Below are 2,617 nucleotides of genomic sequence, written 5' to 3' on the forward strand. Positions count from 1 at the left end.
CCAATCATTGTACTCCTCAATATTTTTCTCTGGCGACAATGAATTAGCCCTGCCCAGAATTGGGGGATTGAGGGGGCTTTGATCTAGCAAATGAGACTTGTCAGACAACCTCTTAGTCCAGTAGTGGACTGTTTCACCTAAAATAGTGCATTAGATTTGTCATTGCGAACGATAGTGAAGCAATCTCTAGCCAATTTTCTATTGCAACATTTAAGATGAAACAATCCACTACTGGACTGTTTCACCTAAAATAGTGCATTAGATTTGTCATTGCGAACGATAGTGAAGCAATCTCTAGCCAATTTTCTATTGCAACATTTAAGATGAAACAATCCACTACCGAACTACACTTTCTCCTTTATTTTAACTATGCTCAACGGATACAAAATTATAGATGCAGACTCCCACGTTATCGAACCTCCCCAAATGTGGGCAAAATACCTCGAACCTCAATTTAAAGACTTTGCTCCCTCCCTGGACATGAAAATTAAAGGGGAACCCATCAACGAAAAAATCTCCCAGCAAGTAAAACAAGAAGGAAATAGACAGATGATGGAGGCTCACCCCCATGCTTATTTGAACCACTACGATGTAGAATCTCATGTCCAAGCAATGGTATTGATGGGAGTGGATATTGCCTTTGTTTATCCTACTTCTGGACTGTGGTTATTTGCGATCGATACTTTGCCCCCAGAAGTCATCGGCGCTTTTACCCGTGCCTACAATACTTGGCTTTATGAAGAATTTTGTAGCTATGATCCCAGTCGGTTAAAAGGAGTAGGGGCAATGAATCTCCATGATCCCCAGGAGATGGTAGAAGAGCTACACCGAATTGTAAATTTTGGCTGGAAGGCAGTTTTTTTACGCCCTAACCCCGTCAAAGGCAGAATTTTGAGCGATTTAGAATATGAACCCTTTTGGGCTGCTTGCGAAGAATTAGATATAGCTGTAGGCATTCACGAAGCAACCCATGGTCGCTTACCCACCACGGGAGCAGATAGATTCAATAGTCGTTTTGCCCTCCATGCTTGTTCTCACCCCATGGAACAGATGATGGCATTATTGGCCTTAATTGAAGGAGGAGTATTGGAGCGTCATCCGAAACTGCGAGTAGGATTTTTAGAGTCTGGTTGTGGTTGGTTGCCCTATTGGTTATGGCGGTTGGATGAAGAATACAAAAATTTACATTGGGAAGTCAAAGATATGGTAAAATTGCTGCCTTCAGAGTATTTTCGCCGTCAATGTTATATTGCCGTTGACCCATCTGAATCTTATCTGACTCAAATTATTGATTACATTGGCTCTGACAATTTAATTTTTGGTTCAGATTATCCACACATGGATCATCAGCCAGATATTGTGAAAAATGTTGTAGAGCTTGAGAAGAATTTATCTCAGGAGATAGTAAAAAAGATTGTTTGGGATAATCCTAAATGTTTCTATAAAGTTTGAGTTGAAATGTGTAGGTTTCAATTTGTTAGGATATAACTTAGGCAATTTTATCTTTTTTTGTAGAACTGGTATCATTGAACTAAAAATTTCATACTCTTTTATTTAGAGAAAAGATTTTTCTACTTTAATAAAAGACTATTAGGTATTAGGTAGGTTTATTATGGTATTATCCCCCGAAAGTTTGCCTGTAAGCGATCGGCAAAAGTCTTCAGAGTTAACTGAAAAGCAATTGTTAGAAAACTCAGACTCTGACAAACTATTTCAAGGTTCAGTTCTGCGACATATGCTGACTCGAACAAAGATGGTTTCTCAAATTATTTCCTATATATGGTTATATGCGGAATCAGATCCTTTGGCCAAACAAGCTAGACACTGGTTTCAAAATCCTACAAAAAATTTTGATAAATTAGAAAACCCTAATTCTACAAATAAATTGCCTTCTTTGGCAAAATTAATGGGTGCAACACCTCAAGACCAGACTATATACGGTGAATTTTTGAGTAAAGTTTTTGCTGACGTTAAGGATGAAAGCAAAGGTCTTTATAACTTTCCGCTTTTCAATAAGCATGACATTGAGTCTGGCATAGTGGTATTTAAAACTGATGCGACTATTACTAGCGGGTCTATTCAAGATCCTAACCCTAATAGTCCTAATCTTTTGACAGTAATGATTGCCTTTCCAGCTCGCCCACAATTTAGTGAAGCCACACTCACAAAAGAAGAATTATCCAACTGGCTCAACGACCGAGATAGTAATAACTATACACCTCCTAATTCATTTGTTCCTTGCTGTACTACTTGTTAATCATAGAACTTACCAAAAATTTGGGTTTAAAGTTTCATTCCTGTAGCTTAAGGCGAATTTTGAACACAGCAAAGATTCAAAACTTATTTTGTTCTTCATGCTTGTTCTAATACTGTCCTATAAAACAAAAATAATTAATTATACAGCCTTTCCTATTCAATACAAGAGTAGGATTTTTTATTCTAAAGAACAAGTCTTAACAATTATCGCTACTATGTCAATGCTTTTATAGTTAATCACCAAGCCCTAATTATAACTGTTTGATCAGATATCATTACTGAGAATAGGGTCGGAGAGGATATTACGAAACCTCACTATTACTAATCGTCCAACTCATTAAATTTTGCCACTCAGAAGTTT

2 protein-coding genes are annotated in these 2,617 nt (G+C 37.4%); both read left to right on the forward strand.

The genetic code is table 11. The features are described 5' to 3' along the window. Positions 1-369: 369 nt before the first annotated feature. Positions 370-1,452, forward strand: coding sequence for an amidohydrolase family protein (locus tag AC3DU7_RS30770; protein ID WP_488043036.1), 1,083 nt, complete (start codon positions 370-372; stop codon positions 1,450-1,452). A gap of 160 nt (positions 1,453-1,612) precedes the next feature. Next, the gene (locus AC3DU7_RS30775) at positions 1,613-2,257 is read left to right on the forward strand and encodes a hypothetical protein (protein ID WP_488043037.1); all 645 of its coding nucleotides are present in this window, start codon (positions 1,613-1,615) and stop codon (positions 2,255-2,257) included. The last annotated feature ends 360 nt before the right edge of the window (positions 2,258-2,617 follow it).

This window comes from Okeania sp., from assembly GCF_983059655.1.